30 protein-coding genes and 1 riboswitch are annotated in these 23,205 nt (G+C 65.6%); of the genes, 14 read left to right on the top strand and 16 right to left on the bottom strand.

Going from position 1 to position 23,205, the window contains the following annotated elements:
- Positions 1-206: 206 nt before the first annotated feature.
- Positions 207-782, top strand: a complete 576-nt coding sequence (locus BLIN9172_RS03325; RefSeq protein ID WP_101553845.1) for a histone deacetylase — start codon at positions 207-209, stop codon at positions 780-782.
- Here the strand turns inward: BLIN9172_RS03325 and BLIN9172_RS03320 are convergent.
- Together BLIN9172_RS03320 and thiE are read right to left on the bottom strand one after the other, a co-directional pair.
- The gene (locus BLIN9172_RS03320; RefSeq protein WP_101553844.1) at positions 736-1,701 is read right to left on the bottom strand and encodes a ketopantoate reductase family protein; all 966 of its coding nucleotides are present in this window, start codon (positions 1,699-1,701) and stop codon (positions 736-738) included. The two genes, BLIN9172_RS03325 and BLIN9172_RS03320, sit on opposite strands and share 47 nt — an antisense overlap.
- Entirely contained in the window at positions 1,698-2,381 is a 684-nt protein-coding gene (thiE, locus tag BLIN9172_RS03315) for a thiamine phosphate synthase (RefSeq protein ID WP_240811968.1), read from the bottom strand. The genes BLIN9172_RS03320 and thiE overlap by 4 nt, the downstream gene beginning before the upstream one ends.
- 11 nt (positions 2,382-2,392) lie before the next feature.
- A riboswitch (TPP riboswitch) is annotated at positions 2,393-2,496 on the top strand.
- Here thiE and thiO point away from each other — a divergent pair.
- From thiO to moeB, 4 genes are all read left to right on the top strand, one after another.
- Complete coding sequence (thiO, locus tag BLIN9172_RS03310; protein WP_101553843.1) at positions 2,486-3,646, top strand: glycine oxidase ThiO; 1,161 nt, start codon at positions 2,486-2,488, stop codon at positions 3,644-3,646. It overlaps the preceding riboswitch by 11 nt.
- The gene (thiS, locus tag BLIN9172_RS03305) at positions 3,643-3,900 is read left to right on the top strand and encodes a sulfur carrier protein ThiS (protein WP_101553842.1); all 258 of its coding nucleotides are present in this window, start codon (positions 3,643-3,645) and stop codon (positions 3,898-3,900) included. The genes thiO and thiS overlap by 4 nt, the downstream gene beginning before the upstream one ends.
- A 1-nt stretch (position 3,901) precedes the next feature.
- Positions 3,902-4,669: a thiazole synthase gene (locus BLIN9172_RS03300; protein WP_101553841.1), complete on the top strand. Its 768-nt coding sequence runs from the start codon at positions 3,902-3,904 to the stop codon at positions 4,667-4,669.
- Complete coding sequence (gene moeB, locus BLIN9172_RS03295; RefSeq protein WP_101553840.1) at positions 4,666-5,943, top strand: molybdopterin-synthase adenylyltransferase MoeB; 1,278 nt, start codon at positions 4,666-4,668, stop codon at positions 5,941-5,943. The genes BLIN9172_RS03300 and moeB overlap by 4 nt, the downstream gene beginning before the upstream one ends.
- On the opposite strand, the gene BLIN9172_RS03290 is transcribed toward moeB, so the two are convergent.
- Complete coding sequence (locus BLIN9172_RS03290) at positions 5,914-6,429, bottom strand: SRPBCC family protein (RefSeq protein ID WP_101553839.1); 516 nt, start codon at positions 6,427-6,429, stop codon at positions 5,914-5,916. The genes moeB and BLIN9172_RS03290 overlap by 30 nt on opposite strands.
- A gap of 23 nt (positions 6,430-6,452) precedes the next feature.
- On the opposite strand from BLIN9172_RS03290, the gene BLIN9172_RS03285 reads away from it, so the two are divergent.
- Positions 6,453-7,112, top strand: a complete 660-nt coding sequence (locus BLIN9172_RS03285; protein ID WP_101553838.1) for a mismatch-specific DNA-glycosylase — start codon at positions 6,453-6,455, stop codon at positions 7,110-7,112.
- A 21-nt stretch (positions 7,113-7,133) separates the two neighbouring features.
- Here BLIN9172_RS03285 and BLIN9172_RS03280 read toward each other — a convergent pair whose 3' ends face one another.
- The 4 genes from BLIN9172_RS03280 to BLIN9172_RS03260 all read right to left on the bottom strand — a co-directional run bounded on the left by BLIN9172_RS03280 (position 7,134) and on the right by BLIN9172_RS03260 (position 11,448).
- Positions 7,134-8,906 carry an HNH endonuclease gene (locus BLIN9172_RS03280; protein WP_101553837.1) on the bottom strand — a complete coding sequence of 591 codons (1,773 nt, stop codon included), beginning with the start codon at positions 8,904-8,906 and terminating at the stop codon, positions 7,134-7,136.
- Positions 8,907-9,025: 119 nt separating this feature from the next.
- Positions 9,026-9,685 (bottom strand): thymidine kinase, encoded by a 660-nt coding sequence (locus BLIN9172_RS03275; protein ID WP_101553836.1) that lies wholly within the window; start codon positions 9,683-9,685, stop codon positions 9,026-9,028.
- Positions 9,678-10,367: a PepSY domain-containing protein gene (locus BLIN9172_RS03270; RefSeq protein ID WP_101554035.1), complete on the bottom strand. Its 690-nt coding sequence runs from the start codon at positions 10,365-10,367 to the stop codon at positions 9,678-9,680. The genes BLIN9172_RS03275 and BLIN9172_RS03270 overlap by 8 nt, the downstream gene beginning before the upstream one ends.
- 385 nt (positions 10,368-10,752) lie before the next feature.
- Positions 10,753-11,448 (bottom strand): hypothetical protein, encoded by a 696-nt coding sequence (locus tag BLIN9172_RS03260; RefSeq protein WP_101553835.1) that lies wholly within the window; start codon positions 11,446-11,448, stop codon positions 10,753-10,755.
- 180 nt (positions 11,449-11,628) lie between these two features.
- Here BLIN9172_RS03260 and BLIN9172_RS03255 point away from each other — a divergent pair, with 180 nt between their 5' ends.
- Positions 11,629-11,919, top strand: a complete 291-nt coding sequence (locus BLIN9172_RS03255; protein WP_025778133.1) for a YrhK family protein — start codon at positions 11,629-11,631, stop codon at positions 11,917-11,919.
- On the opposite strand, the gene BLIN9172_RS03250 is transcribed toward BLIN9172_RS03255, so the two are convergent.
- From BLIN9172_RS03250 to BLIN9172_RS03225, 6 genes are all read right to left on the bottom strand, one after another.
- Positions 11,891-12,199: a hypothetical protein gene (locus BLIN9172_RS03250; protein WP_101553834.1), complete on the bottom strand. Its 309-nt coding sequence runs from the start codon at positions 12,197-12,199 to the stop codon at positions 11,891-11,893. The two genes, BLIN9172_RS03255 and BLIN9172_RS03250, sit on opposite strands and share 29 nt — an antisense overlap.
- An 86-nt stretch (positions 12,200-12,285) precedes the next feature.
- Positions 12,286-13,767 (bottom strand): ATP-binding cassette domain-containing protein, encoded by a 1,482-nt coding sequence (locus BLIN9172_RS03245; RefSeq protein ID WP_101553833.1) that lies wholly within the window; start codon positions 13,765-13,767, stop codon positions 12,286-12,288.
- Between the two features lie 10 nt (positions 13,768-13,777).
- The gene (locus BLIN9172_RS03240) at positions 13,778-14,632 is read right to left on the bottom strand and encodes an energy-coupling factor transporter transmembrane component T family protein (RefSeq protein ID WP_101553832.1); all 855 of its coding nucleotides are present in this window, start codon (positions 14,630-14,632) and stop codon (positions 13,778-13,780) included.
- Positions 14,629-15,510, bottom strand: coding sequence for a histidine kinase (locus BLIN9172_RS03235; RefSeq protein ID WP_101553831.1), 882 nt, complete (start codon positions 15,508-15,510; stop codon positions 14,629-14,631). Before BLIN9172_RS03235 ends, BLIN9172_RS03240 begins: the two co-directional genes overlap by 4 nt.
- Complete coding sequence (locus BLIN9172_RS03230) at positions 15,507-16,667, bottom strand: nucleoside hydrolase (RefSeq protein WP_101553830.1); 1,161 nt, start codon at positions 16,665-16,667, stop codon at positions 15,507-15,509. Before BLIN9172_RS03230 ends, BLIN9172_RS03235 begins: the two co-directional genes overlap by 4 nt.
- 26 nt (positions 16,668-16,693) lie before the next feature.
- Positions 16,694-17,152, bottom strand: a complete 459-nt coding sequence (locus tag BLIN9172_RS03225; protein WP_127364204.1) for a DUF2695 domain-containing protein — start codon at positions 17,150-17,152, stop codon at positions 16,694-16,696.
- A gap of 119 nt (positions 17,153-17,271) precedes the next feature.
- Here BLIN9172_RS03225 and BLIN9172_RS03220 point away from each other — a divergent pair, with 119 nt between their 5' ends.
- Positions 17,272-18,192, top strand: coding sequence for a carbohydrate kinase family protein (locus tag BLIN9172_RS03220; protein WP_101553828.1), 921 nt, complete (start codon positions 17,272-17,274; stop codon positions 18,190-18,192).
- Here the strand turns inward: BLIN9172_RS03220 and BLIN9172_RS03215 are convergent.
- Together BLIN9172_RS03215 and BLIN9172_RS03210 are read right to left on the bottom strand one after the other, a co-directional pair.
- Complete coding sequence (locus BLIN9172_RS03215) at positions 18,182-18,652, bottom strand: SRPBCC domain-containing protein (protein ID WP_164742788.1); 471 nt, start codon at positions 18,650-18,652, stop codon at positions 18,182-18,184. The two genes, BLIN9172_RS03220 and BLIN9172_RS03215, sit on opposite strands and share 11 nt — an antisense overlap.
- Positions 18,645-19,166, bottom strand: a complete 522-nt coding sequence (locus BLIN9172_RS03210) for a winged helix-turn-helix transcriptional regulator (RefSeq protein WP_101553826.1) — start codon at positions 19,164-19,166, stop codon at positions 18,645-18,647. The genes BLIN9172_RS03215 and BLIN9172_RS03210 overlap by 8 nt, the downstream gene beginning before the upstream one ends.
- A gap of 120 nt (positions 19,167-19,286) precedes the next feature.
- On the opposite strand from BLIN9172_RS03210, the gene BLIN9172_RS03205 reads away from it, so the two are divergent.
- Positions 19,287-19,925, top strand: a complete 639-nt coding sequence (locus BLIN9172_RS03205) for a dihydrofolate reductase family protein (protein WP_101553825.1) — start codon at positions 19,287-19,289, stop codon at positions 19,923-19,925.
- 137 nt (positions 19,926-20,062) lie between these two features.
- Here the strand turns inward: BLIN9172_RS03205 and BLIN9172_RS03200 are convergent, their stop codons facing one another.
- The gene (locus BLIN9172_RS03200) at positions 20,063-20,749 is read right to left on the bottom strand and encodes an SDR family oxidoreductase (RefSeq protein WP_101553824.1); all 687 of its coding nucleotides are present in this window, start codon (positions 20,747-20,749) and stop codon (positions 20,063-20,065) included.
- 213 nt (positions 20,750-20,962) lie between these two features.
- Between BLIN9172_RS03200 and BLIN9172_RS03195 the strand changes: the two genes are divergently transcribed.
- The 5 genes from BLIN9172_RS03195 to BLIN9172_RS03175 are packed head-to-tail and all read left to right on the top strand — an operon-like array spanning position 20,963 to position 23,169.
- The gene (locus BLIN9172_RS03195; RefSeq protein ID WP_101553823.1) at positions 20,963-21,331 is read left to right on the top strand and encodes a hypothetical protein; all 369 of its coding nucleotides are present in this window, start codon (positions 20,963-20,965) and stop codon (positions 21,329-21,331) included.
- 7 nt (positions 21,332-21,338) lie between these two features.
- Positions 21,339-21,545 (top strand): hypothetical protein, encoded by a 207-nt coding sequence (locus BLIN9172_RS03190; RefSeq protein WP_101553822.1) that lies wholly within the window; start codon positions 21,339-21,341, stop codon positions 21,543-21,545.
- Between the two features lie 33 nt (positions 21,546-21,578).
- Entirely contained in the window at positions 21,579-22,184 is a 606-nt protein-coding gene (locus BLIN9172_RS03185) for a 1-acyl-sn-glycerol-3-phosphate acyltransferase (protein ID WP_101553821.1), read from the top strand.
- A 1-nt stretch (position 22,185) separates the two neighbouring features.
- Positions 22,186-22,629 carry an alternative ribosome rescue aminoacyl-tRNA hydrolase ArfB gene (gene arfB, locus BLIN9172_RS03180; RefSeq protein WP_101553820.1) on the top strand — a complete coding sequence of 148 codons (444 nt, stop codon included), beginning with the start codon at positions 22,186-22,188 and terminating at the stop codon, positions 22,627-22,629.
- 45 nt (positions 22,630-22,674) lie between these two features.
- Positions 22,675-23,169 (top strand): mycothiol transferase, encoded by a 495-nt coding sequence (locus tag BLIN9172_RS03175; RefSeq protein ID WP_101554034.1) that lies wholly within the window; start codon positions 22,675-22,677, stop codon positions 23,167-23,169.
- The last annotated feature ends 36 nt before the right edge of the window (positions 23,170-23,205 follow it).

Raw genomic sequence — 23,205 nt, 5'->3', positions numbered from 1 at the left:
CACTGCCGCGACACGTCGGCTCATGGTCTCCCCTGCCTGGAGGCCGAGTTTATCGAAGATGGAGCTGATCGCCTTTTCGACGGAGCTGACCGAGACGAAGAGCCGTTCGCCGCCTCAGTCGCAGCGGAGGCGAACGCAGCCGACGCGCCGGACGCGGCGGATGCCGATCCGACGAACTCCGAGCCCGAGATGTCATGATGGAGGGGATGTCTCAAACACATGTGTGGTACGTCAGCTACGGATCGAACATGGCTCGCGATCGGCTCGCCTGCTATCTGCAGGGCGGGCGACCGCCCGGCGCTAAGGTGACCTACCCGGGCGCCAGAGACGGCACACTTCCCCGCGCCGAAGCCGGGATCGAACTGCCCGGAACGATCTACTTCGCCGGCGAATCGACGGTGTGGGGCGGCGGCATGGCCTTCTATGATCATTCCGCCCCCGGACCGACCCCGGCCAAGGCCTACCTCATCACGGCCGAACAGTTCGCCGATGTGGCCGCCCAGGAGATGAACCGTCCGCCCGAGCCCGACAGTCCGCTCGAACGCCTCGTCTTCGACCTGCCGGCAGGCAGCTCCCATTCTCTGGGTCCGGGCGGCTACGAAACGCTGCTCGCCCTCGATGATGCCGACGACGTCCCCATGGTCACATTCACCGCTGCCCACAGTTCGACCGACATCGAACACACTCAGCCGCAGGAGCCGTATCTGGCGATGCTGCGCACGGGCACGGCCGAGGTCAGAGCCGCTTCTGGGCTTCCCCGGCCCGCAGCTGCACAAGCGTGAGGTCGAGCAGCGGAGTCGCGACTCCTAACTCCTCTGCCTTGGCCGACAGATCGCCGAGGATGTGCTCCGTTTCGCTCGGCAGCCCTGCCGTCACATCCCGGTAGAGGGATGAGGTGAAGGCCGAACCGTCCGCGGTGAGCATCTGCAGCGTCATGTCGTGGGAGGCCTCCGACACCGGGTGTCCGGCCGCGGTCGCCACGGCTTCGAGTTCGTCGATGATGGCATGCACGTGCGATCTGCCGCCGGCCGCCATGATCGCCCCGACGGGAGCGCGGAACAGGCATGTGACGACTCCCGCCGCGGCGATGAAGGTCCACTTCTCCCACAGCCCGTCGATAATTCCGTCGACGATCTGGAGCTTGAATCCGGGGACGTCGAGAGCCGCGGAGATTCGCGTGGGTACGGCCGCGGCGTGAAGGTCGCCGATGGTCATCACCGCAAGGTCGGTGAGCTGGACGACGGCTCCGTCTCTGATCGTGCCGACGATCTTGACGAACCCACCGAGCACCTGACCGGGGTACCTGTGCTGCAGCTTCTCGATCTGAGCCATGCCGTTGAGGAACGGGATGATCGTCGTCTGCTCCCCCACAGCCGGTCCGATATCGTCGATGACCGAGTCGAGTCCACCCGCTTTGATCGCGACGATGACGATGTCGAAGATCCTCGGTGAGGCGCTGAGCTCCTCGGCGGTGATGACATCGACCTGGTTCGTCCGATCGGCACCGGGAGCGGTGAAGCGCAGTCCGTTCGCGCGGACCGTCGCCGCCCGAGCCTGCCGGAGCAGGAACGTGACATCGCGTCCGGCCTCCTGCAGATAGGTGCCGAACGCTCCGCCGGTGGCGCCTGCCCCGGCGATGAGAATCGACAGGCCGGCACCTGCATCGATTCCGTCGGATGCGCTGTCAGCTGCTGGGGTCATTCCAACTCCTCCTTGAGCACCCGTGCGGCCGCAGCGGGGTCGTCTGCCGAGGTTATCGCACGGACGACGACGGCACGGTTCGCGCCCGCCTGCCGGATCGCGTCCAGTCTCTCCCCTGCCGCGATGCCGCCGATCGCGAACCACGGTTTGCTCGCCTCGGCGGCGGCAGCGGTCAGCAGTGCCGTCCCCACAGCGGCACGGCCGGGTTTCGTCGGGGTCTCCCAGACCGGCCCGACACAGAAATAGTCGGTCTCCGGGTCCGCCTCGGCGGCGAGCGCCTGCTCGAGGGAATGGGTGGAGCGGCCGAGGATGACGTCGGGGCCGAGCACGGCTCTGGCCTGAGCACTGGTGAGATCTCCCTGACCGACGTGGAAGACGTCGGCGTCGGTCAGCAGCGCGACATCGGCGCGGTCGTTGACGGAGAAGAGCTTGCCGTGGCGTGCGGCGGCATCCCTGAGGACTTCCAATGCGGCGATCTCGGCGCGGGCCTCGAGGCTCTTGTCCCTCAGCTGTATGATGTCGACTCCCCCACGGTAGGCGGCGTCGAGGAACTCGGCGAGGTCGCCTTGAGCGGTTCGGGCATCGGTGCACAGGTAGAGCGACGCTTCGGCCAATCGGGCCTGCCTCCAGGTCCTCTTTTTCTGCCGCGCTGCGGTGCGCGGTGGCATCTGTGTGGTCATGGTCATAGAGTAGAGAAGTTCGCGGGAGCCTCCCAACGAGGCTGAGAGGGCGTAGGAGCCGACCGTCAGACCTGATGCGGATCATGCCGCCGGAGGGAGAAGCTGTGAGAGTCATCGTCGTCGGCGCCGGGATCATCGGCCTGTCCACGGCCTGGTATCTGCGCCGTTTCGGTGCCGAAGTCACCATCGTCGATCCTGCCCCCGCCCAGGGTGCGAGCCATGCCGCCGCGGGGATGATCGCTCCCGCCGCCGAGGTGGTCTGGGGGCAGACTCCCCTGTATCCGCTGATGCGGACCTCGGCTCAGATGTATCCGGAATTCGCCGCAGAGGTGGCGAGCGCCACCGGCACCGATCTCGGTTTCACAGATGCCGGGACCGTGGTGTGTGCGGGTGACCGGGCTGATCTGCAGGCTCTGCGGGAGCTGCGCGAAGCACAATCGCGATCGGGTTTCGCCACCGAGCTCATCACCGGCAGTGCCGCCCGCCGTATCGAACCGTCGCTGTCGCCTGCCGTGGCCGGGGCCGTGCACATTCCCGGTGATCACTCGATCGACCCCCGTCGTGTATCGGCGGGACTGTTGTCTGCTCTTACGGCCGGCTCAGAGTCGCTTCTTATTCGGCAGCGGGTGACCGAGCTGCTGGGCGATGGTGCGGCGACGACCGGCGTCACGCTGGGAGACGGCCGCCTGTTGGAAGCCGATCAGGTGGTCGTCTGCGCCGGCAGCGCCATCACCGAGATCGCCGGTGTCCCGCCGCTGCCGATCCGGGAAGTCTGGGGTGATGTGCTGCGCCTGCGTGCCCCCGCCGAGGCGACTCCCCTGCTGACTCGGACCATCCGCGGGCTGGTCAACGGTCGCCCCGTCTACCTGGTCCCCCGCCCCGACGGTGAGATCGTGCTCGGTGCCAGTTCCCGCGAGGACGGACTCTCCGGCACCCCTGCCGGGGCGATCCACCGGCTGCTCTCTGACGGGCAGCGATTGGTCCCGGGCATCGTCGACGCGGAGATCACCGACATCACCACCCGCGCTCGCCCCGGTTCTCCCGACGACCTGCCGATGATCGGGCGCATCGATCCCGGCTGCGTTGTGAGCACGGGGTACTTCCGCCATGGCATCCTCTTGGCCCCGTTCGGCGGCCGCCTCGGCGCCGAGCTCGCCCTGGGTGTCGCCTCCGACTGGCCTCCTGACGGAGCGCTCGAGTCCGTGTCCCCGCACCGCTTCGCCACAGACCACACCACTGCCCACCTGATGAGGAGCAACTCATGACCGATCGCGAACACTCACCGACCATCGTCCTCAACGGCGACCATCATGAGCTGCCGGATGCCACCTCGGCGCTCGACCTCATCGCCGAGGTCACCGGACGGGAGCTGAACCCCGATGGGACACCGGCCGACGGCGGACGCTTAGGGCTGGCCCTGGCCGTCGACGGCGAGGTCATCCGTCGCGGTGCCTGGTCCGGGTTCGCCCTGGCCGACGGGCATACCGTCGACATCGTCACCGCAGTGCAGGGAGGCTGAGATGAGCTGGATGGTCGATGACGTGGAGATGTCGTCTCGCCTCGTGATGGGCACGGGCGGGGCAAGTTCCCTGAGCATCCTCGAAGACGCCCTCGTGGCCTCGGGAACCGAGCTGACCACGGTGGCGATGCGCCGCTTCGACGCCGAGTCCCGGGATTCGGTGTTCACCATGCTGCAGCGTCTGGGAATCCGGGTGCTGCCGAACACGGCCGGCTGCTATACGGCCCGGGATGCCGTGCTCACCGCCCGACTGGCCAGGGAGGCCCTGGAGACGAACTGGGTGAAGCTCGAGGTCATCGCCGATGAGGACACCCTGCTCCCGGACCCCGTCGAGCTCTTCACCGCCGCCGAGGAACTCGTCCTCGACGGGTTCACGGTCTTCGCCTACACGAACGACGATCCGGCTCTGGCGAAACGTCTGGAGGATGCCGGGGTGGCTGTGGTGATGCCGGCAGGTGCGCCGATCGGCAGCGGGCTGGGCATCCTCAACCCTCACAACATCGAGACCATCGTCTCCCGGACGCAGGTGCCCGTCATCCTCGACGCCGGTGTCGGCACCGCTTCGGACGCGGCTCTGGCGATGGAGCTCGGGTGCACTGCGGTTCTCCTGGCCTCAGCGGTCACTCGCGCTCACGACGCACACGCCATGGCTCGGGCGATGGCTCTGGCCGTCGAGGCCGGGCGTCTGGCGGCCGGAGCCGGGAGGATCCCCAAGCGGCCCTTGGCATTGGCATCATCGCCGTTCGACGGAATGGTCGCAGCACAATGACCGCCGCTGCACCTCCGCCGTCGCTGCCTCCGCTCGTCGACCCCGTGGACTCCCTGTCCCGGGCGGAGCTCGACCGCTACTCCCGACACCTCAGCCTGCCGGGATTCGGACTCGAGGGACAACGGCGTCTGCGGGCCGCCTCGGTGCTGGTCATCGGGGCCGGAGGACTCGGTTCACCGGTGCTCAGCTATCTCGCCGCTGCCGGGGTCGGACAGCTGACCATCATCGATGACGATGTGGTCGAGTCGTCGAACCTGCAGCGCCAGATCATCCATCGCGACGAAGATGTGGGCCGACCGAAGGTCACCTCTGCCGCCGATGCCGTGCACCGGCTCGATCCGAACCTCGAGGTGCGCGCGGTCGAGGAACGGCTGAGCCCGGAGAATGCGCTCGACCTCTTCGCTGAACACGATGTCGTCATCGACGGAGCGGACAACTTCGCCACCCGATACCTGTCCAATGATGCCGCCGAACTCACCGGCACCCCGCTGGTGTGGGGCACGATCTTCCGCTTCGCCGGTCAGGTGAGCACGTTCGTTCCCGGTCACGGGCCGATGCTGCGCGACCTGTTCCCGGATATCCCGGAACCCGATTCGGTGCCCAACTGCGCCGAGGGCGGGGTCCTCGGAGTCCTGTGCGGAACCGTGGGTTCGGCGATGGCGACCGAGGCGATCAAACTCATCTGCGGCATCGGTGCCCCTTTCATCGGTCGGCTGCTGCGCTATGAGGCGTTGACCGGGGAGTACTCGACCCTGCGGTTCTCCCCCGATCCCGACCGTCCCCCGGTCACCGATCTCACCGAGGTGGCTGCCGCCTGTGCTGTGGGCCTTGACGGCGGCGGCGTGGCAGAGCCTGCGGCGGACGAGATCGACGTTGCCGAATTCCTGTCCATCGAAGACGATGTGTTGGTCGTCGATGTGCGGGAGGACTGGGAACGTGAACTGGCGGTCATCCCCGGCTCGGTGCATCTGCCTCTCGGCGGCCTCCGAGACGGCGGGTGGAAGGCTCTGGAGTCGGCGCTCGGTGACTCCGGTCGAGCGGGGTCACCGGTCGATATCGTCATCCACTGCAAGTCCGGGGCCCGGTCGGCCGAAGCCGCCCAGATTCTGTCCGGTTCGGTGCCGGCCGGAGTCCGTCTGCGCTCCCTTGCCGGCGGCATCGATGCGTGGGAGGACGTCACTCGGGTCTCAGCAGAACAGAGGGACCAGCAACCGGCAGCTTCGAACGCCCAGCGAGGGCTTCGCTCAGGGGCCGGATCGGTCGGCCAGTCGTGACCGCAGTCCCCGTTCACCGGCTCTCATCACTGCTCCGTGCATGAGTCCGGACAGCGGTCGCATCGCTCTGATGATCGTTCTGCTCGTCGTCACACACCACAGAGAATCGATGGTCGTCACCCCGTCGAAGGCGGTCAGGGCCCATCGGCCTTCGCCGCGCAGATCACCATTCGCCCGGAAGCGGATGAGATGGGGAGCATCGACCTCGTCGACTTCGATGGAGAAGCGCAGGGACCACCCGATCGGGGCGTGGACCAGAAGGCGGGCTCGGCTGCCTGGGATCACCGGCAGATCGGCTGCATCAACGTCCGCCTGCGCGGCCCCGACCTTCTCGGCAGCTGTCAGTCCCGGCCACCACCCCGGCCACTCGTCGACCCGTTCCAGAACCGCCCATACCGACTCGATTCCGGCGTCGACGATCCACCGTTCATCGAAATGGAAGGCGGCAGATTCTCCAGCCAGTGGGGTGACATGATCGTGGCTCATGGTACGACGGTAGTGTGCAAGGTGTGAGTGAGGACAAATTCGTCAGTAATCGTCGGCCATCGCCTCTGGGCGGCCGCAAACCGACCAAGGACGATCTTGCGGCTTTCGCGACGGATGTTCCGAATGCGATCGACGATATTCTGCCGAGCGATTCCTCAGGGCTGAAGCTGCTCATCGTCGGCATCAACCCGGGGCTGTGGACGGCGGCGGTGAATGCGCCGTTCGCACGTCCCGGCAATCGGTTCTGGCCGTCTCTGCATCAGGCGGGCCTGACCGATCACCAGGTCGATGCCTCTCGTGGGCTCGCACCTGGCGATGAACAGCAGCTGCTGCGTCGCGGCATCGGCCTGACCAACCTCATCGGGCGAGCCACCGTCCGGGCCGACGAACTCTCCCGGCAGGAGCTGCGTGAGGGAGCGGCCCACCTCATCGGGCGTCTTGCCGATGTCCGCCCCCGTGCCGTGGCGATCGCCGGGATCACCGCGTTCAGGACTGGTTTCGCACAGCCGAAGGCTCAGCTCGGTCAGCAGGATACGACGCTGATCGAAGAGTGGCCCGATGAGGTGGCCCTGCATGTGGTGCCGCAGCCCAGCGGGCTCAACGCCCACTACCAGGTCGCCGACCTCGCCCGGATCTGGCGCGAGGTGTGGGAGAGCATCGACGATGAGGTCGTGGAGACCTGATTTCGGGGATGGCGGGCACGTTCATTCGCCTTTGGACTTCCGCCCAGCAGAATTGTGGAACGAGTAGCTGAATGCAGGTTGGCTGCCTCCATGGCCTTCCGCCGCTGCCTCGGCTCGCCGGGTTCCGACATGCTCCCGGATGCCGGTGAGCAGCAGCTCCTCGACCGTGCTCAACGGCTCGAAGTCCGCGTCGTAGACATCAACGCTGACGGTGGTGCTCCCGATTCTCAGCGGTGGCGGCTGCTCGGCCCGGCGAATGTACCGCCATGGTAGGAAGATCTGCCGCTGCTGGTCGTCTGGCCCCGTGTCAGCACCCTCGACCTCGCCTGATGCAGGCGACGCGCCCGATGCAGGCACACCAGCCCCAGGTGCGGTGTCTGCAGCTACAGGGCCTGCAGCTGTGCTGTCTTCGGCCGTGGCGGCCGGTGGTGTTGGTCCACCCTCAACAGTTGGTGGGTCGGAACCGACTGCCGGGTTCGACGGACCGGTTCCCGCGAGAATACCCGGCGGCGCAGTCGTCTCGGCGACGCTTTCGCCGCGAACCAGACCCGGGTCGGGCTCGCTGATCGGTTTGGTGCGCGAGCGGTAGCGGTGGCCCGTGGGCGTGACCACTTCGAGCGCATCCGGCGTTGCCCTATGCCGCCACCCCGCGAGTTCCTTCGCATAATTGCAGGCCGCGCACAGGCCGGAGGAGTTCTCCCATTCGGTGTCTCCGCCGGCGGCGAAGGAGACCGCGTGATCGGCCTGCTTGATCGGCGCGTCGCACCAAGGTGAGCGGCACACATCATCACGCATAACAATCATGCGCCGGAGCAGTCCGGCAAACTCCCTACGGCGAGAATCCATCCGCACAAGCTGTCCGTCCTCCGGCCGCGTGTACAGGCGACGCAGGAACACCGCAGCATCACTCTCGGCCACGAAATCCCTGGCTGCCTTGGCCGGGATCGGTCCGACTCCGGGGAACCATGCCGGATCCTCCCCCGGTGCGAACAGACTGCTCGCCTGCATGATCAGGTGCACCTCCGTCGGCACGGCCTTGGCCGATTCCTGCCCGGTCAGGCGTTCGACAAGGAGGTCCGCCGCGATCTGACTCTGCGAGCGACCGTCGGCTTCGCCCGTGGCGATGACAGACTGTGCCGATTTCGTCAGGTTCGCACAGGCGGCAACCGCCTGCGGCATCGGCAGCAGTGCGGTCAGGTAGGCCATGTTCCCCGGAGCCGGACGCACGCTCACCGAACGCTCTTCGACGCAACGCTCCAGGTGGTCGACCGCGGCCTGCTGGTCGAGCTTCTGCGCAAGCGCTCGCACCTCGTTGCCGAGTCGCCTGACACCCACCTCGGAAAGGCGTTCGGCCATGTTCTCATCGAGCTCATGCTTCTTCTCCCGCGGCAGCCAGTCGGACTCCTTGGCGACAACCCGCGCCTTCTCTTCCGAGATGTCACCGCCCTTCATCGCCGCAAACGTCCTCGGCAGGTCCATGAGCAGAGTCCGGGAGAACTTCACCAGTGTGTCTCCGCGGGAGCGCGAGACCTTCCTCGCCAGGGCCACCTCGGCTCCGATGCCACGTCCCTGCTTCTTGCTGGCGACACCGTCTTCGGCTTCGCGGTTGCGGCGGAGCATGTCGAACGTCAGGGTCTCACGGGCCTGCGCCGCCGCACTCGCCGACGTGAGTTCCTCGAGTGCAGTGATGCGATCGATGGTTTCTTCCTCGGTCTTCGCCGGGGGCAGTTCGGACAGGCTGACACGCCACCGACGGATCTCGGTGAGAACGTCTGGAACCTGCTCTGCTTCCATACCCAAAACATTATCGGTCGCCACTGACACAAGAATCCAGATCGACGTTGTCGCTGGTCAGAGCCGATTGTGCAGGTTCAAGAGCGCTAGCGCGGCGAAGGCGAGAGTCCTGTCACCGGCTATGTCGGAGAACTGCTGACAGATGACATTGTGGCACCATCCCGTTTGAAGTGTTCGCGGCAGCGGGCGACATAGGCGTCGAGGCCCCCGACGTGGCTGGCATCGATGGCGGTGGCGACAGGACTCGGCGAGTCCTCATCCGAGGCCGCCTCCGATACCTCTGCCGCACCCGATCCGCGCTGCGAGTCCTTGAGCCGTTGGTGGAAGACGGCGTCGCGACCGCAGATCGTGCAGACCGCGGTGAGCCTGAGCACTTCTTCGGCCACGGCCATGAGACTCGGCAGCGGCTCGAAGGGCTCTCCGTCGAAGGTCACGCACAGTCCCTCGACGATGACGTCGACTCCGTCGCGGAGGAGTCCATCGACAACGGGGACGAGATCGGGTCCGAAGAACTGAGCCTCATCGATGGCGACGAGATCATAGTCGGCAGAGCGGGCCGCCTCGGCGAGGGAGTCCACGTCCGACAGCGGCACCGCGGGGATATGAGCTCCGATATGTGAGGTGATCGTCGAGATCGGCGAGCGGGTGTCGAGCGAATGGGACACCACGAGGACGCCCACGCCGGCGATGGTCGCCCTCCTCACCCGGCGCATGAGCTCCTCGGACTTGCCGGAGAACATGGGCCCGGCGATGACGGTGAGGCGACCGGTGTCAGTCATCGTCGACGGTGACGCGTTTGGTGTCGGTGTCGACGGTGATTTCCGTCTCCTCCCCGCCGTCGGAGAATTCGAATTGGTATTCCTGCATGGTGTCATCGTATTCGAGCGTCCAGCCGACGAGCTTGCCGGAAGCCTTCTCCTGCGCGAGTTCGAGTGCGTCGTCGACGGTCATCGGGTCGTTGAGGTCGATGGGCTCTTCTTTGTCGTCGGTCGAATCCTGCTCGTGTTCGACGATCTCCCCGGAGTCGGCGTCGATTTCGACGTCGTGGTCGGTGGTGCCGTCGAGGATCGAGACGTCGTACTGCCAGGCCCCGTCCTTCTCGTCCCAGTCGAGTTCGATGCCGTAGACGATTCCGTCTCCGACTTCCTTCTTCGCCGTCTCGATCGCGTCGTCGGCACTGACCGCCGGCGCATCCTTGCTCAGATCGGCATCGGCGGGGAGCCCTTGTCCGGACGCGTCCTGCGTCGAATCCTGCTCGGAGTCCTGCGCGCTGTCGTCGCCGGCATTCTGATCCTTGTCGTCCGTGGCCTCAGCGGCGTTGCCCGACGACGAGTCGGCGGCGGGAGTGTCTTGAGTGCCGTCACTGCCGTTCTCGGAGCCGCTTCCGGTACACCCGGCCAAGCCGAGAGAAAGAGCCGCGAGTCCTGCCACTGCGCTCAATGCCATACGGTTCGTCTTCATGGGGCTCACGCTAGCAGCGAACGCGTCAGGCCCCTGAGTTTCTGAGAAAGTTCTCATCTGGGCGAACGCCGATTCTCGGGCGAGCTCGGAGCATGCCTCATCCTCGAGGCCCGGTGCCGATCGGACGTCCGGATGGATGCGGTTCTTCACCGCTTTGTCTTCGGGGACGATCTGGAAGAACAGGCGGGGTCCGATGCCCAGAGCCGCACCGTCTTCACCGGGTCATGGCAGTCGAAAGTGACTTGGACTCTTCTGCTCATCTCAGTCTCTCCTCTCTGAATACGGGTCGCGCGCCGACCAGCGGTGTCATCACCGACCAGTCACCGGTTTCCGGACCGCACAGGTCCCATCATCCTCCCTGTTCGTCAGAACGACCAGCACCGGATCAGACAGCCAACTGCTCGTCGAGGGAGAACAGACTCGGGATCTCGTGCCTGATCGTCTCCCCGAAGGTGAGCGCCCCGCCGAAGAGTCCTTCGACCGCATCGACGGTGTACAGCACTCGATCGCGTGAGATCGGGGGCATGAGGTCGCCGTCCTTGAGGTAGCGCTTGAGTGAGCCGGTCGCCGCTGCCCTCAACCCGAGGCGACCGGCGATGGACCATGTGATGCATTCGGTTTCGAAACGCACCTGGGCCCTGTCGATCCCGGGCTCACTGCCGATGACGCCGAGCTTCGGCCGGTCGCCACGGTGACCTGCGAAGACGAGGGCCAACTCCTCGATCAGGTGCACGAGCATAACTGTGGGGCTGCGGGTCGTCGGCAGCGTCTCGGGCAGCAGATCCTTTCCGCGCAGGGCGGCGATGACCGTGTTGAGGCCGTCCCAGGTCGGGGCACGGTTCGCGGTGTCGGGGCCGGCCGCCTCGGTGGAGGCCGTCGATCCCGCAGCGGGAGGGACTGACGGTTCCGCAGCGGAAGGGACTGACGCTTCCGGGCAGGATCGGGAGACTACCGCCGCATCGAGTGCTGTGAGCTGGGGAGACCGGCGGACAGCACAGAGCAGCTCGTCCCACGACAGGAGTGAGCTGCGCTCGCGTGGCTCGCTGTAGAGGGCGTCGAATGAGTGCGGGTTTACGTCCATACGCTCAATCTAGGACTCGACACTGACGTGAGATTAGGCGAACCTCGGACCTGCACGACATGCCGGTCGGGCAGTAGGCTCGCACTGCATGGACAGTGGCAGAGCTCCGCCGAGATCCCAGGAATAAGGGACTGAGGAACTGAGCAGGGCGAAGTCCCGGCGACGGAAGAGGAGAGTCACATGGCTGAGAACAACGGCGACATTCACCTGCATATCGGGCCCGAAGAGCTTGTCATCCGCCAGCGCTACCAGGTCATCAGCATCGCCAATGATGTGCTCATCGGCGTGTGGTTCCTCATCGGCAGCTTCATGTTCTTCTCCGACGCTCTGATGACCACCGGCACCTGGCTGTTCGTCATCGGCAGCATCGAGATGCTCATCCGCCCGGTCATCCGACTCATCCGGCACCTGCATCTGCAGAGGTTCCGCGGATCCAGTGGCGTCACCGCCGACTCGGGATACGACTTCTGAGCAGGGACGACCAGTCGATCCTGACGAGGACGTGGGCGGCCACCGCCACCGCGCCCATCGTCGGTGCACCGCGGGCCCAGTCGCCGGCGGTCAGCGGTCTGCCGAGTGCGGCGAGCCCGGCCCCGACCACTCCGATCGCGGCCACGCTCTGCTTCGTCGACATCCGCACAGCGTCGATTCCAGTGAGATCGGCGATGTAGTCGGTCGTCGCGAGGAAGGTCAGTGCCTCCTCCGCGTCGTGGAGAGCCCAAGCGGCGAACAGCATGATTGGTCCGCGCATTGCGTTCCCTTCAGACGACACAACTCACAGACTCATTGCACCACACAATCGCTTCGGAGGTCCGTTGTCGCGGGGGCCGTGCCGCTTCAGCACAGATTCACTCGTCCATCAGCAAGGCGAAATCGACGATGAGAGGATTCCTGGGCCCACCGGTGGTCGTGGGTTGTCGCGAGGACGGCGCCGCCTCGAGCCAGGAAGCCATCGATGATCGCGCTCAGTCGGTCCATTCCTGTCCGGTCGCGACCGATCGTGGGTTCGTCGAGAAGCAGGACTTCTGCGCCTGTGACAAGGGCCGAGGCGATGACGAGGTCTTTGCGCCGGGGCGTGTCGAGGTCGAATGGATGCTCCTCACACACGGCAGCCAGATCGGCCTCGTCCAACGCCGTGTCGACGATGCGGCGACGCTGTTCGATCATCTCCGGCCGGTCGCGCCGCCGGTGGCGCGGCAGCGGAGCCGCACGCATGAGTTCGGATCGCACGGTCGCCGCCGAGAGCTGGACACCGGGGTCCTGTCCGACCCATCCCAGATGAGCGCTGCGCACGTGGGCGGGCAGGTCCAGCAGATTCGTCCCTTCGCCGAGGCGGCTCGCCGTGACCGTGCCCGCGCAGTCAGCCGACCGGTCGAGGAGTCCGATGAGCCCGCGCAGCAGAGTCGACTTCCCCGCTCCGTTGGCGCCGGTGAGGGTGCTCAGCTCACCGGGGTGAAGGTCGAAGTCGACGCCTTTGAGCACAACTGTGCCTGCGCGGTCCACGCCGAAGTCCCTCACCTTAAGCACGGTCTCGGTACTCACGGGTGCGGTCGGAATGACCGGACCGGGCGGGTCAACGGGACGGGTGTCCCAGACTCCCTGCAGCTGTGCGAAACGGCCCAGTTCGTCACGTGTACCTGCGAAAGCGTCGGCGTCGGCGTCGGATTCGGTGTCGACCCCGGAATCCCCGGGCGCGACGTGAGCCGGCCTCAGCCTACCCGCGTCGAGGAAGCGCACCTTGTGGCAGCAGAGAGCAAGCTCGTCGATCTGGTGTCCGGTGATGAGCACCGAACGCCCACGATCACAGGTTTCCCGCAGGGCCGACGCCAGACATCGACGCATATCGGGATCGAGTGACTGCGAGGGCTGGTCCAGAATGAGCAGATCGGGGTCGAGTGCGGTGATCCTCGACAACGCCACCAATTGGCGCTGACCGCCGGAGAGCGTATCGAGACGGCGGGCCCACAGGCCATCGATCCCCAACCGTGCCAGTGCAGTCCGCGCCCGCTCCTCTGACTCGACCCCAGCAATGCCGCGCAATCTGCACGCCAACTGGACCTCATCCTCGACGTGGCTGGTCATTCCGCTCAGCTGGGCTTCCGGATCATCGCCGAGGAGCCCGGCCGTCCCAGCGGCATCGACGTGCCCGGTCGAAGTTCCTCTGGTCCCGAGCAGACCGGCCAACGCCCGAGCCAGGGTCGATGTGCCCGATCCGACGGGACCGACAACGGCGGTCATCGATCCTGCCGGCAGCGACAGGACGACATCGGTCAGTGCCTGAGTCTCTTCACCGGCGTAGGTGAATCCGAAACCTGTCATCGCCCTCACCTCAGCGGACACCGATCAGTTGAGAGGAGTTCGGCAGCGGCAGCACACCGGCCACCGAGGCGGCGACGAGACCGACCGCGACGACAGCGATGGTGATACGGAGCAGTCCCTGTCCGCGACCGTTGCGGTAGTCGTGCAGTTCGACACGGCGGCTGTTCGCTCCGAGGCCGCTCTGCTCGAGCACCTCGTGGCGCTGTTCAACCTCGATGAGCACCGAGGTGAACAAGCCCGTGACGATGCCCGGCAGCAGCCGCATCCGCACGCGCCAGCGCTGCGTCGCCCAGCCTCGGGCCTTGCGGGCTTCGGTGACGTGGCGGGTTCGGGCGCCGATGAGAGGGATGAGTCCGATTGCGGAGGCACACACATAGGCGATGCTGTCGGGCAGTCGGAGCATGCGCAGACCATCGAAGAGTCGAGCCGAATCGGCGCCGAGGCCGAAGAGGGCACACAGGCCGATGAGTGCGGTCACGCGCAGCCAGATCTGGATTGCAATGCTCAGTCCTTCGACGCTGAGATGCGCCGGTGCTGCCTCCCAGAGGACATGCACCTCGGCGCCCGGGTAGAAGAATCCCTGCACGATGACGAGCACGAGCAGCGTCGGCAGGCACAGCACGGCGACACCGAGAGCCCACGACCGCAGACGCAGCGCCGGTGAGACGACGACTGTGAGCACGGTGGCGACGATGACGGCCATGGGCACCACGGGTGAAGGCACCCCGAAGACGAGCAGGAGGCTGCTGAAGAGGATGACGATCTCGGTCGCCGGATGCAGCCGGCGACCGAGATCAGTGCGACCGTCGTCTGGAGATACGGCGGCGCCTCCTGCGCCGGGGGTCTTGGGACCGGAGGCGATCATTCCGCCGCGGGCGCCGACTCGGCCGTCGCTTCGGCTGGCGTTGTGCTCTCAGTCGACGCTGTCTTCGGGCGGCTGTGCAGGGCGAAGGGGTAGCGACCGATGATGCGTTTGGGCAGCGACCGGATGACGACATAGGCGAGGGTGAAGATGAGCGCCTTATCGACGATGTCGGAGACCATGCTCTGAGCGAAGGTGGCGTTGAACATCTCGAGGCCCGCGGCTTGGAGGATGGCCACCACTCCCCCGGTTCCGGCTCCGAGTCCGCCGCCGAAGACGTAGGCGGCTACGGGTGCTCCGATGGCACCGGCGGGAACCCCGGCGACGGCGCCGACGATGACCGCCGTCCAGGGTGTGCGGAAGACCCCGAGTCGTGCTGCCCAGCCGGCGGCAGCTCCGATGAAGGCGGCCCCGGAGCTGAAGGCGATGACGCTGGGGCTCAGGGTCACGCCCCAGATAAGGTTCGAGATGATTCCCGTGAAGGCGCCTGCGGCGGGCCCTGCCAGGACGCCGATGAGCACCGTTCCGATGGAGTCGAGGTAGAGGGGTACGGGGGTGTAGTTGCCGATGATCTGCCCGATGACGATGTTGAGGGCAATGGCGACCGGAATGAGGGCGAGAACGCTGCGGGGAATCAGCGGGAGGGTACCGGCGGCGAGCAGAATGCCTCCGACCAGATAGCCGAGCATGACCCACAGAGTGGTATGGCCGAGGTCGACACCGAGGTTGGCCGGTTGGGTCAGCAGCACGGCGACGTAGGTGCCGATGACGATGAGGGTGCCGAGCAGAGTGAGGGCGAGAGCTAGGGTGCGGTTGCGTTTTTGTCCGGGACCGACCGTGGTGGTCGGCCCCTGCCCAGACTGTCTGGAGTGTGCGGTCATGCTGGTGGTCCTTTCATCAGGGTGGAACTGAGGTGGTCGAGGAAGGCAGGAGCGTCGATGGTGCGGATGATCTCTGCATTCACGGGGCGGCTCCACCGTCCCAGCCAATCGGCGACGGTTTCGCCTCGTGTGAGTGTACCCGTGAGTTCGACATCGACTGGTGCCCACAGCGTCGACGCCCACGGCAGCTCCCCCGCAGATCCTCGTTCGGGCACCGAGGCGGCCGCCTCCGAGACGTTGGTGTTCGGATCTTTGGGCGCTGTCCCGAGCGACTCAGCGGTGTTCTGTCGTGCCCAGGACAGGGCGCAGGCGAGGACGAAAGGGTCGTGGATGTGGGCGAGATAACCGAGTCCGTCGGATTCGTGGAACTCGAAGTAGAAGCGCAGAGCTTCGGAAAGCTGTTCGAGGACCGACTGCCAGTGGTCGTCGGCACCGTCGGCAGGGGCTCCGTCGAGGATCGCGGTGAGGCGCTCAGGTGTCATCTCAACGGCTTCGGTCGCTTCGATGGGGGCGATGACCGGCAGGTGTCCGAGGTGACCGCTCGCATGCGCTGTGCCGAATGCCTCGAGCACTCGGGCCGCGGACTCGGGGTCGAAGGTGACGTTCCATTCCGTCGTCGGGTGGGTGTTGCCGCGGTAGTTGAATGCTCCGCCCATGATGAAGAGGCGCTTGAACAGACTCGGCAGATCCGGGTCGATCTCGAGGGCCGAGGCGAGATTCGTGGCCGGACCGATGACGACCCCGAGGAGCTGTCCGGGATGGGCGTGGGCAGCATCGACCCACGCTTGAGCAGCCGATACCGAACTCGCCGGGGCGCTCGGGTCCGGCAGCCGCGCATATCCGCGTCCGGTCTCGCCATGAGTGAGGTCGGCGTATTCCAGGACTTCGCCCGTTGCCGTCTCCGATGCCTGCGATTCCGCCTGCAGGGCCTGCCGTGCCACTGGAAGACTGTGGCCGGCGTGGACGGGAACGTCGCTGCGCCCGGCCAGCGTCAGCCAACCGCGGGTGTTCTCGACGACCTGGGCGGTGGCCACGTTGCCTCCGGATGCGGCAATGCCGACGACGTCGACGTCGTCTTGGCAGCACAGGTAGGCCAGTGCAATGGCATCGTCGATTCCGGGGTCGCAGTCGAGGAAGAGCGGCAGAGTGGCAGGCATGGTTCTATTCTGCCGGACGCGTGCACTCACCATCGTCGGATGCGGGCCCAGTTTCCGCAGGCTTGCGTGGATCCCCTCCTCACCAGTCGACAGCAGAGGTAGAGCTTCGTCGAAGGAGGTTCGTCGATTCCGAATCTCTCTCTCATGTCGATGGCTTCCTCATTCCCGAAGGGAGTGCCGATAAGCTCGCCGAACGGCATGCTGGTGATCCACGGTTTGGCGGCGAAGGTGAAGGCATTGAGGAACATCTCACAGTCACAGCAGCAGGCACCCATACTGCTCAGCCGCGCGATCAGCGCCGTGGCACGTGGAGCCGTACGGTCGCGGAAGCCCTCTGCGAACCGGTGTGTGCCGTTGCAGCCGAATTCCCCGAGCTGGCGGAACACATAGCAGGCCAGGCATTCCCCCGGCCGCGGGGCGAAGACGCGGGCGGTTTCCTCATCGATGATCGTTCTGACGTCGTTGTCAATGGTGTTCTTGTCCATGACCACACCGTTGCAGACGGCACTGACATGAAATGAGATCGATTCCTAGCATTCACCGATTTTTGTCCTATTTCTGCAGGTCAGCACCCTGAAAAGATTTTCAGCCTAGAATCGTGTCCATGAGCATTCTCGTCATCGGTGAAGCCCTCATCGACATCGTCAGTTCGCCCGGGGTTCCCGACCGTTATGCACCGGGTGGAGCGCCGGCCAATGTCGCTCTCGGTTTGGGCCGCCTCGGCGACGAGGTCCAGTTCCTCACCGATGTCGGTGATGACTTCCACGGCGGATTCCTTCTCGCTCACCTGCGGGAGTCCCAGGTTGACGTGCTCGCCACCCCTCGAGGCGGCACCTCCACAGCGCTGGCCCGCCTGGCCGATGACGGTTCGGCCGAGTACGAGTTCCAGCTGCGGTGGGATCCCGATTCGTCGCTGCTCGGAAGCAGCGGCCGTTCGGCCCTGCATTTCGGATCGATTGCAGCATTCCTCGAGCCGGGCTCCGCCGTGATCGACCGACTCCTCGACGCTGTCCCGGAACAGTCAGATCCGCAGACGGCAGGCCTGCAGAGAGCAGGGACGCTCATCTCCTTCGACCCGAACATCCGGCCGTCGATCGTCGGTTCCCACGAGGATGTGCTGCCACGATTCGAGGAGTTGGCGAGTCGGGTCGACGTCCTCAAACTCAGCGATGTCGATGCCGATTGGCTCTATCCCGATCTTACTGAGGAAGCACAGGTCGATCGTCTGCTCGATCTTGGTCCGGGTCTGGTGGCGATGACTCGCGGCGGTGACGGAGCGATCTTGGCGACCGCCTCGGCGCGGGTGACGGTGGATTCGGCTCGGGTCGACGTGACGGATACGATCGGAGCCGGGGACACGTTCATGGTCTCCCTCATCCACGATCTGCACGCCTCGACATCACCGATGGCCTCCCTCGGTGCGGCAGAGCTCATGGCCCTGGGAGATCGTGCATCTGCGCTGGCCGGGATCACCGTCGGCCGCAGCGGCGCAGATCTTCCGTGGGCCGCGGATCTCACGAACTGAGGAACTCGCCGAGCTGTCGCAAGCAGATGTCGTGGCCGTTGCGGTGCCCGTCGACCATTCCCTCACCGACGAAGGACACGACTTGGTCGACGAGCTCGACCCGGGTGCCTGTCGGGATGGCGGTCAGGGTCCAGGTGATGATGGCCGTCGACAGGATCTCATCGTCTTTGGTGAGAGTCTCGGTGGTCACGATATGACGCTCCGGTTCCAATGAACAGTACTGACCGGTGGAAACGAATTCCAGCACTCCTCGTGATCCACAGCGGGCGCGGATCGCTCCGCCTGGACGGAATTCGTCGATGTCACAGACCATGTCCTCACCTTCGGGGACTCCCCACTGCACGCGCTGCCCGGTATCGGCGAAAGCGCTCCACACCACCGAGATCGGGTGCTCGAAATCAGCGCCGAGGCGGATCGTCGCGGTCACCGGCGCGCGCTGATCGGATGCTGTTTCACTCACCGAAAAACACCTCCTCGTGTCCGCTTGGGGCCGAGATCTCCGCCTCGTAGGCGGCCTGCAGTCGCTCCGAGGAACGCGGTTCGTCAGGATTCGGGCGCGGCACCCCGAGGTGGGTCTCTCGAAGCTCATCCATGAGACCGCCGACGAGTTGGGGGTCATCGGCCATGATTCTGGATCGGATCGTCAGCTCCGGTGAGGTCTCCCGGTGGGTCATCCCCCACGTTCCGAGGGCGACCATGACCGGCAGAGTCTGGATTCCAGCCTCGGTGAGGGTGTACTGGGCTCGCTGCCCGCGTGCGGCTTCCGCCTTTGTCAACAGCCCTTCGTCGATGAGCTTCCTCAGACGACTGGAGAGCATGTTCGACGCTATGCCCTCGTCATTGCGGAGGAGCAGCTCACGGAAGTGGCGGCGATCGCCGAAGATGATGTCGCGCAGGACGATGAGCGACCAGTTGTCACCGAGGACCTCGACGGCGGCATTGATCGCACATCCTGAACGCGGCTGTGCAGGCATTGCCCCACCTCCAGTGATTGCATTCTGAAACTACTTAATCTTACACTGGGTCCACTTCCCCGGAACCCACGCAATCCGTCGGACTGACGACATCAGCCGAACCATCACATTGGAGTGCACATGGCCAAAGCGTGTGTCAACAACCTCTTCGTCTCCCTCGACGGATTCGCTGCCGGCGAGTTCGTCACCTTCGATCAGCCGATCGGCGAAGCCCAAGCACTGTTCTCTTTCTTTGACGGCCGCGGCATCGAGGGAGTGGACAAGGTCGACGCCCCGGTGACCGCAGACCGCGCTCTGTTCGCCATGTGGGGACAGGGCATCGGAGCCGAGATCATGGGCCGGAAGAAGTTCGGTCCGCAGACGGGACCGTGGCCCGATGACGGCTGGCGTGGCTGGTGGGGTGAGGAGCCGCCGTTCAAGACCCCGTGCTTCGTCCTCACCCATCATCCGCGGGAGCCGATGGAGTTCGACAACGGCACGAGTTTCCACTTCATCGACGCCTCGCCCGCGGAGGCACTGGCCGAGGCGAGCGCTGCCGCTGACGGCGGCAATGTCCGCATCGGCGGCGGTCCATCGATGGTCAGGCAGTTCCTTCCGGATGGCTTCGTCGACTTCATGCACCTCGTCATCGTCCCGGTCACCCTCGGCCGCGGGGTCTGGCTCTGGGAGGGCCTCGAGGGACTTGAGAAGGATTTCACGATCGAGAGCCTCACCACGGCCAGCGGCCTGACCCATCAATTGTGGAATCACCGAGGCTGATCTGCCCGAGGACTCAGGGGTCCGGTCCCTGCGGGTGCGACAATGCCGATGGCCCGCCGTTCCCTAACGGAACGGCGGGCCATCGGGTCAGTGGGCCGCTCGGACCCGGGTGACGGCTCGGAGCGGCCGGACTCAGGTCAGCGGATCGCCTCGGCGATGGGGGTCTGCCCGTCATAGAAGTTCACGGTCTCGCGCACCGCAGCGGACTCGGCGATGACGTGGGTGATGACGTCGGCGACGAGGTCGCGTGAGGTCACCCGCACATCGTCGGCCGGCGTCTGCCCATCGAGGTCGCCGGCCGCATCGGCGATGAGAACCTTGCCGCTGGAGGGCTCGAGGGTCAGACCGCCGGGTCCGAGGATCGTGAAGTCCAACGAGCTGGCTCGCAGGTGCTCATCGGCGCCGCTCTTGGCCTGCACGTAGGGGTAGAAGGAGCTCTCCGGGTCGACGCGCTCCGAGTCGACGGAGGCGCTGGCGTAAGAGACCATGACGAAGCGCTTGACCCCGGCCTGTTCGGCGGCGTCGATGGATCGCTTGGCTGCTTCGAGGTCGACGGCCCTAGTCCGCTCCGGGCTGCCGCCGCCGGCTCCGGCGGAGAACACGACAGCCTGGGCTCCTGCGAACAGGTCGGCGAGCGCCTGGGTGTCGGCGGTTTCGATGTCGAGGACGACTGGGTTGGCCCCAGCGGTTTTGACATCGGATGACTGGTCGGGGTTGCGGATCACCGAGTCGACGGCGAAGCCTGCGGCCTTGAGCTTGGGCGCGGCCAGAAGTGCGATCTTTCCATGGCCGCCGAGAATGACGACACGAGCTGAATCAGACATATCTTCCTCTGCTGTTGGTGATGGTCGTACCTCGCACAGCGATCAAGCTGCTGCGATTATTCCCGCCGGACTCGACCCGAGATCGCAGGCTCAGCGGAGAAGTGTTGGACTCAGCGCCTGACCACCGTCGAGGACGGGGACTGGCTGAAGCCTGCCCGTGGGGATTGTGTCCGAATGCTCAGGTCGGTCACGGCGGCCGGTACGCTGAAGCCTATGCCCGAGGACTATTCGCCTGCCGCCGTCGTGCACCGGTTGGAGCGCGGACGACCCGTATCGATCCCCTCGTCGACGCGACACATCGTCCTCACATTGGTCCTCGCTCTCATCATCGGATTCGGGCTGCTCGCCGCCTTCGTGTGGATCGTCACCGCCACGATCAGCGACGGCCGCAGCTGGTGGCTCATCATCGCCAATCTGCGCATGTGGGCCGTCGTCGTCGGCATCATCGGCTGCCTCGTCGTCGCTCCGATCGGCGTGTTCGTGCGACTGCACCGACGGGAATCCCTCGTCCTCTTTCCTGAAGGAGTCTCCCCTGGCCCGAAACGGCCGTATCCTGCCAGAGACGTTCTTGCCGTGGCATGACATCAAGATGGTCGTGTTCGAACGTGCCGTCTCCCGCGGCCCGAAGATGCTCGCCTACATCCTCACCGAGGAAGCGACCCGCCGGTTGCGCAGACGGGGGCTCAATCCCCGCATCGTTGTCCGCAACGGATTCGTCCTCAGCCACCGCCGACTCTTCCCGGTCCTGAGGGCCGCTCATGCCCGGTTCTCGACACAGTCCCAGGGACGCTGGTAGGTTCGCCCCCTCGCGTGCTCTACCGTTGAGATCATGATCCGACGCCTCCTCGCCCGCGCCTTCTGGACCTTCAGCAAGTGGACGCTCGTCACCGAGCCCGCTCCGAACCGTCCGACCATCCTCGTCGGAGCTCCGCACACTTCGAACTGGGACTTCGTCGTCATGCTCGCGATCGCGTGGCGCATGCGCGTCGATGTCCATTGGCTGGGTAAGCATTCCCTGTTCACCGGCTGGCGGGGGCCGATCATGCGGGGACTCGGCGGGATTCCCGTTGATCGCTCGGATCCGAGCAAGATCGTCACCGAGGTGGTCGACCGAATGCGTGACGGTGAGGTCTTCGCTCTCGTCATCACTCCAGACGGAACCCGCGGCGGGCACACACATTGGAAATCCGGGTTCCATCGCATCGCCCGTCAGACGGGCCTTCCTGTCACCTTGGGCTACGTGGACTCGGCCACTCACACCACAGGCCTGGGTCCGACCTTGGAGATGACCGATGACCTGGTCAGCGACATGGATCGGATCCGCGAGTTCTATGCCGACAAGCACGGCATCCGGCCGCACCTGCAGATCACGCCGAGGCTGCGCGAAGAAGGCTTCGCCGGTGACGATCGCGAAGGCGAAGCGGAGCCGACCTGAGATGGACGGTGATCTGCGCGTCCCCGCCGGACCGGGGATCCCTGCCGGGCTGATCATCCCCGCCTCCGAACTGTCCGAACAGTTCTCCCGGTCATCGGGACCCGGAGGCCAGCACGTCAACACTTCTGACTCCCGAGTACAGCTGAGCCTCGACCTGGCTGCGGCGACCTTCCTCACCGAACCTCAGCGCGAGCGGGTGCTCAGCCGGTTGGCACCGCGCCTGTCCGGCACCGTGGTCACCGTGACTTCGGAGAGGCAGCGGTCGCAGCTGAAGAATCGTCAGGATGCGCGCATGCGTCTGGCGCAGTTGCTGCGTGAAGCGTTGGCTCCGCCGGTGCAGAGGCGAGCAACGAAGCCGTCCCGCAATTCCCGCCGCCGGCGAGTGCAGTCCGAACAGCGGCGGTCGGAGATCAAACGCAATCGCCGCAGGCCGCGCCTCGACTGAGTCCCGCTGGTGACAGAGATGGTCGCAAAGAGCAGAATGGGCGACATGAACAGCATCGACATTCTCACCGACCTGTCCCAGCGCCCCCTCCAAGCGGCACAGGCGCTGCCCGACCTCTCCCCCGAAGAACTCAACCGCCACCTCGGCGGGCATCCGAACTCTATCGCCTGGCTGCTGTGGCACAGCGGCCGCGAGATCGACGTGCAGCTCTCCGACCTCACCGGAGGCCCTCAACAGTGGGAGGACTTCCGCGACCGTTTCGACCTCGGCGAGATGGGCGATGGGTTCGGGCTCGGGCACACCCCGGAACAGGCAGCCGAGATCCGCGTCGACGATCAGCAGCTGCTCGTCGCCTATCTCAACGCTACATTGAACGCGTTCACCGAGTACCTGGAGACGCTGTCGGAGGACGACTTCGACGAAATCATCGATGAGAACTGGACGCCGGCAGTCACTCGCGGCGTCCGCATGGTCTCGATCATCGATGATGCGATTCAGCACGTCGCGCAGGCGGCGTTCATCGCCGGCGCTCCGGCCTGACCTCCGACGTCGGCTGTCCTGACCTCCAACGCCGCT

The organism is Brevibacterium linens ATCC 9172 (assembly GCF_900169165.1).
GTDB lineage: Bacteria > Actinomycetota > Actinomycetes > Actinomycetales > Brevibacteriaceae > Brevibacterium > Brevibacterium linens.
Note: the sequence above shows the minus strand (reverse complement) of the source record. Positions and strands in the feature narration are given on the sequence as shown.

Excerpts from the sequence above, each read along its gene's own strand:
- thiE (WP_240811968.1), bottom strand. The coding sequence starts at position 2,381 with ATGACCACACAGATGCCACCGCGCACCGCAGCGCGGCAGAAAAAGAGG.
- BLIN9172_RS03230 (WP_101553830.1), bottom strand. The coding sequence starts at position 16,667 with ATGCCTGCCACTCTGCCGCTCTTCCTCGACTGCGACCCCGGAATCGAC.
- BLIN9172_RS03260 (WP_101553835.1), bottom strand. The coding sequence starts at position 11,448 with ATGGACGTAAACCCGCACTCATTCGACGCCCTCTACAGCGAGCCACGC.
- BLIN9172_RS03240 (WP_101553832.1), bottom strand. The coding sequence starts at position 14,632 with ATGATCGCCTCCGGTCCCAAGACCCCCGGCGCAGGAGGCGCCGCCGTA.
- BLIN9172_RS03220 (WP_101553828.1), top strand. The coding sequence starts at position 17,272 with ATGAGCATTCTCGTCATCGGTGAAGCCCTCATCGACATCGTCAGTTCG.
- BLIN9172_RS03210 (WP_101553826.1), bottom strand. The coding sequence starts at position 19,166 with ATGCCTGCACAGCCGCGTTCAGGATGTGCGATCAATGCCGCCGTCGAG.
- BLIN9172_RS03200 (WP_101553824.1), bottom strand. The coding sequence starts at position 20,749 with ATGTCTGATTCAGCTCGTGTCGTCATTCTCGGCGGCCATGGAAAGATC.
- BLIN9172_RS03175 (WP_101554034.1), top strand. The coding sequence starts at position 22,675 with ATGAACAGCATCGACATTCTCACCGACCTGTCCCAGCGCCCCCTCCAA.
- BLIN9172_RS03250 (WP_101553834.1), bottom strand. The coding sequence starts at position 12,199 with ATGCGCGGACCAATCATGCTGTTCGCCGCTTGGGCTCTCCACGACGCG.
- BLIN9172_RS03320 (WP_101553844.1), bottom strand. The coding sequence starts at position 1,701 with ATGACCCCAGCAGCTGACAGCGCATCCGACGGAATCGATGCAGGTGCC.
- BLIN9172_RS03195 (WP_101553823.1), top strand. The coding sequence starts at position 20,963 with ATGCCCGAGGACTATTCGCCTGCCGCCGTCGTGCACCGGTTGGAGCGC.
- BLIN9172_RS03205 (WP_101553825.1), top strand. The coding sequence starts at position 19,287 with ATGGCCAAAGCGTGTGTCAACAACCTCTTCGTCTCCCTCGACGGATTC.
- BLIN9172_RS03255 (WP_025778133.1), top strand. The coding sequence starts at position 11,629 with ATGGCTGAGAACAACGGCGACATTCACCTGCATATCGGGCCCGAAGAG.
- BLIN9172_RS03275 (WP_101553836.1), bottom strand. The coding sequence starts at position 9,685 with ATGACTGACACCGGTCGCCTCACCGTCATCGCCGGGCCCATGTTCTCC.
- BLIN9172_RS03235 (WP_101553831.1), bottom strand. The coding sequence starts at position 15,510 with ATGACCGCACACTCCAGACAGTCTGGGCAGGGGCCGACCACCACGGTC.
- moeB (WP_101553840.1), top strand. The coding sequence starts at position 4,666 with ATGACCGCCGCTGCACCTCCGCCGTCGCTGCCTCCGCTCGTCGACCCC.
- BLIN9172_RS03185 (WP_101553821.1), top strand. The coding sequence starts at position 21,579 with ATGATCCGACGCCTCCTCGCCCGCGCCTTCTGGACCTTCAGCAAGTGG.
- arfB (WP_101553820.1), top strand. The coding sequence starts at position 22,186 with ATGGACGGTGATCTGCGCGTCCCCGCCGGACCGGGGATCCCTGCCGGG.
- BLIN9172_RS03290 (WP_101553839.1), bottom strand. The coding sequence starts at position 6,429 with ATGAGCCACGATCATGTCACCCCACTGGCTGGAGAATCTGCCGCCTTC.
- BLIN9172_RS03325 (WP_101553845.1), top strand. The coding sequence starts at position 207 with ATGTCTCAAACACATGTGTGGTACGTCAGCTACGGATCGAACATGGCT.
- BLIN9172_RS03225 (WP_127364204.1), bottom strand. The coding sequence starts at position 17,152 with ATGGACAAGAACACCATTGACAACGACGTCAGAACGATCATCGATGAG.
- BLIN9172_RS03270 (WP_101554035.1), bottom strand. The coding sequence starts at position 10,367 with ATGAAGACGAACCGTATGGCATTGAGCGCAGTGGCAGGACTCGCGGCT.
- BLIN9172_RS03280 (WP_101553837.1), bottom strand. The coding sequence starts at position 8,906 with ATGGAAGCAGAGCAGGTTCCAGACGTTCTCACCGAGATCCGTCGGTGG.
- BLIN9172_RS03245 (WP_101553833.1), bottom strand. The coding sequence starts at position 13,767 with ATGACAGGTTTCGGATTCACCTACGCCGGTGAAGAGACTCAGGCACTG.
- BLIN9172_RS03300 (WP_101553841.1), top strand. The coding sequence starts at position 3,902 with ATGAGCTGGATGGTCGATGACGTGGAGATGTCGTCTCGCCTCGTGATG.
- BLIN9172_RS03190 (WP_101553822.1), top strand. The coding sequence starts at position 21,339 with ATGGTCGTGTTCGAACGTGCCGTCTCCCGCGGCCCGAAGATGCTCGCC.
- thiS (WP_101553842.1), top strand. The coding sequence starts at position 3,643 with ATGACCGATCGCGAACACTCACCGACCATCGTCCTCAACGGCGACCAT.